Source organism: Microbacterium sp. P26, assembly GCF_023712585.1.
GTDB classification, from domain to species: domain Bacteria; phylum Actinomycetota; class Actinomycetes; order Actinomycetales; family Microbacteriaceae; genus Microbacterium; species Microbacterium algihabitans_A.
Genome location: NZ_JAMAXZ010000002.1, coordinates 586,690 through 593,068, shown reverse-complemented (window position 1 = coordinate 593,068; position 6,379 = coordinate 586,690). Strand labels below are relative to the sequence as shown.

Annotated in this window: 5 protein-coding genes and 1 pseudogene; 1 reads left to right on the top strand and 5 read right to left on the bottom strand. The window is 69.3% G+C overall.

Going from position 1 to position 6,379, the window contains the following annotated elements; all coding sequences use genetic code 11:
* Nucleotides 1-1,620, bottom strand: a pseudogene (locus M3667_RS06445) (hypothetical protein); the annotation flags it as partial.
* A gap of 301 nt (nucleotides 1,621-1,921) precedes the next feature.
* On the bottom strand, nucleotides 1,922-2,875 hold the full coding sequence (gene coaA / locus M3667_RS06440) for a type I pantothenate kinase (protein WP_144829506.1): 954 nt from the start codon (nucleotides 2,873-2,875) through the stop codon (nucleotides 1,922-1,924).
* An 85-nt stretch (nucleotides 2,876-2,960) separates the two neighbouring features.
* Between coaA and M3667_RS06435 the strand changes: the two genes are divergently transcribed.
* Complete coding sequence (locus tag M3667_RS06435; protein ID WP_251506489.1) at nucleotides 2,961-3,890, top strand: Ppx/GppA family phosphatase; 930 nt, start codon at nucleotides 2,961-2,963, stop codon at nucleotides 3,888-3,890.
* Between the two features lie 80 nt (nucleotides 3,891-3,970).
* On the opposite strand, the gene glmM is transcribed toward M3667_RS06435, so the two are convergent.
* From glmM to rplM, 3 genes are read right to left on the bottom strand one after another with little or no spacing between them, the layout of a single operon-like run.
* Complete coding sequence (glmM, locus tag M3667_RS06430; protein WP_251506487.1) at nucleotides 3,971-5,326, bottom strand: phosphoglucosamine mutase; 1,356 nt, start codon at nucleotides 5,324-5,326, stop codon at nucleotides 3,971-3,973.
* A 14-nt stretch (nucleotides 5,327-5,340) separates the two neighbouring features.
* Nucleotides 5,341-5,802, bottom strand: coding sequence for a 30S ribosomal protein S9 (rpsI, locus tag M3667_RS06425; protein ID WP_307214011.1), 462 nt, complete (start codon nucleotides 5,800-5,802; stop codon nucleotides 5,341-5,343).
* Between the two features lie 33 nt (nucleotides 5,803-5,835).
* Entirely contained in the window at nucleotides 5,836-6,282 is a 447-nt protein-coding gene (rplM, locus tag M3667_RS06420; protein ID WP_056226423.1) for a 50S ribosomal protein L13, read from the bottom strand.
* Nucleotides 6,283-6,379: the final 97 nt, after the last annotated feature.

The following is a 6,379-nucleotide window of genomic DNA, read 5'->3' as shown; positions in this document are numbered from 1 at the left end:
CAGCACGTCGGCGTCGGCATCGAGGATGTCGATGTCCAGCGCGTCCGCGTCGAGCAGATCGATGTCCAGACCCTCGGCGTCACCGTCGATGTCCAGCACGTCCGCATCCGCGTCCAGCAGGTCGAGGGTGCCGTCGATGTCGAGGGCGTCGAGCAGGTCGGTCACGTCCAGGTCGAGCACGTCCAGAGCGTCGGCGTCAGCGGCATCCGCGTCGGCCACGTCGGAGGCGTCCACCGTGTCGGCGTCGATGTCCAGCACGTCGGCGTCGGCATCGAGGATGTCGATGTCCAGCGCGTCCGCGTCGAGCAGATCGATGTCCAGACCCTCGGCGTCACCGTCGATGTCCAGCACGTCCGCATCCGCGTCCAGCAGGTCGAGGTCGGCGTCGATGTCGAGTGCGTCGAGCAGGTCGGTCACGTCCAGGTCGAGCACGTCCAGAGCGTCGGCGTCAGCGGCATCCGCGTCGGCCACGTCGGAGGCGTCGACCGTGTCGGCGTCGATGTCCAGCACGTCGGCATCCGCGTCGAGGATGTCGATGTCCAGCGCGTCCGCGTCGAGCAGATCGATGTCCAGACCCTCGGCGTCACCGTCGATGTCCAGCACGTCCGCGTCCGCATCGAGCACGTCGAGGGTGCCGTCGATGTCGAGAGCGTCGAGCAGGTCGGTCACGTCCAGGTCGAGCACATCCAAAGCGTCGGCGTCAGCGGCGTCCGCATCGGCCACGTCGGAGGCGTCGACCGTGTCGGCGTCGATGTCGAGCACATCGGCATCCGCGTCGAGCACGTCGAGCACGTCCACCGCGTCGAGCACGTCGGTCACGTCCAGCACGTCGGCATCGGCGTCGAGCAGATCGAGGTCTGCGTCGAGGTCGAGGGCGTCGAGCACATCGGTCACGTCGATGTCGAGGATGTCCAGCGCGTCGGCGGCATCCGCGTCGAGCACCTCGGTCGCGTCGACGACGTCGGTTCCGTCGGCGTCGATGTCGAGCACGTCGGCGTCCGCGTCCAGGATGTCGATGTCCAGCGCGTCCGCATCGAGCAGATCGATGTCCAGACCCTCGGCGTCACCGTCGATGTCCAGCACGTCCGCGTCCGCGTCCAGCAGGTCGAGGGTGCCGTCCAGGTCGAGGGCGTCCAGCACGTCGGTCACGTCGATGTCGAGCACATCGAGCGCCTCCGCGTCGGCTGCGTCGGCGTCGGCCACATCCGTGGCGTCGACGGTGTCGGCGTCGATGTCGAGCACGTCGGCATCCGCGTCGAAGGCATCGACGACGTCCAGGTCGAGCTGGTCGACGACGTCGGTGACGTCGAGCACGTCGGCGTCGGCGTCGAGCAGGTCGAGATCCGCGTCGAGGTCGACGGCATCGAGCACGTCGGCAACGTCGATGTCGAGCGTCGTGTCGACGACGTCCGCGAGATCGAGTGCGTCGACCACGTCCGTGACGTCGAGATCGAGCGTCCCGTCGAGCAGGTCGAGCACCCCGAGCTGGATGGGCGCCGGAGCACTCACCGTCGGAGCGGCCTGCGCGGCCGTGACCCCGCCGAACAGGCTGAGCGATCCCGCGCCCACCGCTGCGGCGACCTTGATCGCGGCGCGTCCGGTGCGACTGCCCGTCCACACCCGACCGTTCTCCGCCGACCCGCTGCCGGGACCGGAACCCCGGTCCCTCCATCTCACGCGAAACATGTGACTCCCCCTTCGGTACGCCGGCGCCGCCGTCGGCGCAGGTCACGGCACCCCGCGAAAGAGAGCCGTGCAGTCACGCTAGGTCGGCTGTGAGGAGTCTGTGAACGACCTGTGGTACCGGTTTGAATGCGGGGCCGCGGCCAGTAGGTATACCGAGCGACGGACGTCGGTACCGCCCGGATGCGCCGCCGATTACCGGCCCATCACGGGTACGAATGATCCCGGATGCCGTGACTCAGAGCTTGCGCAGCAGCACGGACTCGACGGTGTGGTCGGCGCCCTTCTGCAGCACGAGCTTCGCGCGGTGCCGCGTCGGCAGCACGTTCTCCTCGAGGTTGGGGAGGTTGATCTCGCGCCAGTAACCGAGTGCCCGCTCGACCGCTTCTTCGTCGCTGATGTCGGCGAACACGCGGAAGAACGACGTCGGGTTCGTGAAGGCGTTGTCGCGCAGGGCGAGGAACCGGTCGACGTACCAGCGCTCGATGTGGGCGGCGTCGGCATCAACGTAGATCGAGAAGTCGAACAGGTCGCTGACGGCGACCTCGTTCGGCGAGGGCGGCGGCTGCAGGACGTTCAGGCCCTCGACGATCACCACGTCGGGACGGTGCACGCTCACGTGCGCGTCGGGCATGATGTCGTACCGCACGTGCGAGTAGAAGGGGGCGCGGGCCTCTTCTGCGCCCGACTTGACCTCGCTGAGGAACTCCACGAGCGCCCGCCGGTCGTACGACTCGGGGAAGCCCTTACGGTCCATGAGACCTCGCCGTTCGAGCTCGGCGTTCGGGTAGAGGAAGCCGTCGGTGGTGACCAGCTCCACGCGCGGCGTGTCGGGCCATCGACTCATGAGCTCGCGCAGCAGACGCGCGATGGTCGATTTGCCCACCGCCACCGACCCGGCGACGCCGATGACGAAGGGGGTCGTGGCATCCGGCTCGCCGAGGAACTGGCTCGTGTCGACGCCGAGCCGGCGCGTCGCGCGGGCGTAGAGGCTCAACAGGCGACTGAGCGGCAGGTACACCTCCGCGACCTCGCGGGGGTCGAGCCGGTCACCGATTCCGCGCAGCTGCACGATCTCGTTCTCGGTCAGCGGTTGTTCGAGTCCCCCGGCCATGCGGGCCCAGTCCTCGCGGTCGATCTGACGGTAGGGGCTCAGCGACGGTGCGGGAGCGGCTGTCTCGGCGGCGGACACCCGCCCATGCTACCGGCGCGGCCGCGCGGACCCTCGAGCGCCCCGCGGCCGGAGGTCAGCGGCATCCGCCCACTACGCTCGGACCGTGCGCCTGGGAGTCCTCGACATCGGCTCGAACACCGTCCACCTGCTCGTCGCCAATGCGCGGGCGGGCGGCCGACCGACCGCGACCTCGTCGCATCGATCGGTCCTGCGCCTGATGCGCTACGTGCAGCCCGACGGGTCGATCTCGCCCGAGGGGGTGAGGGGATTGGTGGATGCCGTGACCGCCGCCCGCGAGAGGGCGCGCGCCGAGGGGGTCGACGAGTTGCTCGCCACCGCGACCTCGGCGGTGCGGGAGGCCACGAACGGCGACGACGTGATCGCCCTGATCGAGGAGGCCCTCGGCCAGCCGCTGCAGGTGCTCGGCGGCGAGACCGAGGCGCGGTTCACCTACCTCGCTGTGCGCCGCTGGTTCGGCTGGTCGGCGGGACAGATCCTGCTGTTCGACATCGGCGGCGGGTCGCTCGAGATCGCCGGTGGGGCCGACGAGCTGCCCGACCTCGCCGAATCGGTTCCACTGGGCGCCGGGCGATCGACCGTGCGGTTCCTCCCCCACGATCCGCCCAGCGAAGACGAGATCGACTCCTTGCGCAGACACGCGATGGACGTGCTCGCCCCCGTCGCCGAGCGCTTCGCCGCGCTCCCCCGCCCCGATCACGTCATCGGCTCGTCCAAGGCGATCCGTTCGTTGGCGAAGCTCGCCGGCTACCCCGTACCGGGGTGGTCGGGGATCGACCGCATGGTGCTCCCCCGCCGGGAGCTGAAGGACTGGATCCCGCGTCTGGCCCGCATCCCCGCCGACGCCCGCGAGGCGCTCCCGGGAATCACGGCCGACCGCACGTTCCAGATCGTCGCAGCCGCGGTGGTCGTCGAGCGCGCCATGAAGGCGATGGACGTCGACGAGCTCGAGGTCTCACCGTGGGCTCTGCGCGAGGGCGTCCTGCTGCGCTACATCGAGTCACTCGAGTACTGAGATGACGAAGGCTCAGGGCCTCCGACGCGCGGAGCTCCCTGAGCCTGTCGAAGGTCCCTGAGCCTGTCGAAGGGACCGGCTTAGAGGGCCAGTCGCTCCCGCACCACGTCGGCGAGCCGATCGGCATGCAGACGAGCGGTGTGCTCGTCAGCGGCTTCGACCATCACGCGCACGAGCTGCTCGGTGCCCGACGCGCGCAGCAGCACGCGCCCGGAATCGCCGAGTTCCGCGGTCGAGGCCGCGACGGCTTCCTGCACCCGCTCGTCGCTCACCCCGTCGCGGTCGACGCCGCGCACGTTGACGAGCACCTGCGGGTAGACGGTCATGATCGAGGCGAGCTCGGCGAGGGTCTTCCCCTGCCGCGCCATCTCCGCCACGAGGTGGAGTCCCGTGAGCAGTCCGTCGCCGGTCGTGGCGAACTCGCTCATGATCACGTGCCCCGACTGCTCACCGCCGAGGGAGTAACCGCCCTCGTTCATGGCCTCGAGCACGTAGCGGTCGCCGACCCCGGTCTGCAGCACACGGATGCCGTGGTCCTTCATCGCGCGATGGAGTCCGAGGTTGCTCATCACGGTGGCGACCAACGTGTCGTCGACGAGGGCGCCGCGGTCTTTCATCGCGACCGCGAGGATCGCCATGATCTGGTCGCCGTCGACGATGTTGCCCTCGGCGTCCACGGCGAGGCAGCGGTCCGCGTCTCCGTCGTGCGCGATGCCCAGGTCGGCACCGAGGCGCACGACGGTCTCGGCGAGCACGTCGAGGTGGGTCGAGCCCACACCGTCGTTGATGTTCAGTCCGTCGGGATCGGCGCCGATCACGGTGACCTGGGCGCCGGCGTCCTTGAAGGTCTCGGGCGAGACACCGGCGGCGGCTCCGTGCGCGCAGTCGAGCACGACGTGGATGCCGTCGAGACGGTGCGGGAGCGAGCCGAGGAGGTGCAGGACGTAGCGGTCCTCCGCGTCGGCGAAGCGGCGGATGCGTCCCACGCCTGCGCCGGTGGGCTGCAGCCGTTCGCCCTCGAGGGCGCTTTCGATGCGCTGCTCAACGACGTCGGGGAGCTTGGTGCCGCCGCGCGCGAAGATCTTGATGCCGTTGTCGGGTGCGGGGTTGTGCGACGCCGAGACCATCACGCCGAAGTCGGCGTCGTGGTCGGCGATGAGGAACGCGGTCGCGGGAGTGGGGATGACCCCGGCGTCGAGCACGTCGACACCCGACGACGCCAGTCCCGCGGCGACCGCGGCCGAGAGGAACTCCCCCGACACGCGAGGGTCGCGCGCGACGACGGCCGTGAGTCGACGACCCTCGGCCCTGCGCGCCTCCGCGGAACGACCCTGGCCCAGGACGACAGCAGTCGCCTGGGCCAGGTGCAGCGCGAGTTCGGCGGTGAGGAGGCCGTTGGCCAGCCCCCGCACCCCGTCCGTGCCGAAAAGAGGCATACGGAGCTTCGAACTCAGCGCTTGGAGTACTGAGGCGCCTTGCGGGCCTTCTTGAGACCGGCCTTCTTGCGCTCCTTGACGCGAGCGTCGCGCGAGAGGAAGCCGGCCTTCTTCAGGGTCGGGCGGTTGTTCTCGGCGTCGATCTCGTTGAGCGCACGAGCGATGCCCAGACGCAGCGCGCCGGCCTGACCCGAGGGGCCACCACCGGAGATGCGCGCGATCACGTCGTACGAGCCCGCGAGCTCGAGCACCGTGAACGGGTCGTTGATCAGCTGCTGGTGCAGCTTGTTCGGGAAGTAGTCCTCGATCGTGCGGCCGTTGACCGTGATCGTGCCCGAGCCGGGAACCAGACGCACGCGGGCGATGGCCTGCTTGCGACGGCCGACGGCGCCGCCGGGGACCGAGAGCACGGGGCGCTCGGTGGCGACGGCCGTCTGCTCGGCCGGCGTCTCGGTGCTGTAGTTGCTGGAGTCGATGTTCGACACTGTTTCGTCCTTATCCGGCGGCGCTTACTGGGCGACCTGGTCGAAGGTGTATGCCGTGGGCTGCTGGGCACCGTGGGGGTGCTCGGCGCCGCGGTAGACCTTGAGCTTCTTGAGCTGCGCCGCGCCGAGGCTGTTCTTGGGCAGCATGCCGCGGATGGCCTTCTCGACCGCGCGGACGGGGTTCTTCTCGAGGAGTTCCTCGTAGTTGACCGACTTGAGGCCACCCGGGTAACCCGAGTGACGGTAGGCCATCTTCTTCTGGAGCTTCTGACCCGTGAGCGCCACCTTTTCGGCGTTGATCACGATGACGAAGTCGCCGGAGTCGATGTGGTTGGCGAAGGTCGCCTTGTGCTTGCCGCGGAGGAGGACCGCCGCGTGCGAGGCCAGACGGCCGAGAACGACGTCGGTGGCGTCGATAACGACCCACTCGCGCGTGACCTCAGCGGCCTTGGGGGTGAAAGTGCGCGTCACAGTAGTGCTGCTTTCTTGATCGAACGGAGGAGTTCGTGAATCCCGCTCCGGTGGTCCGTTCTCCGCCCGATGAGCGGGGGAACAGGGCCGGTGGAGG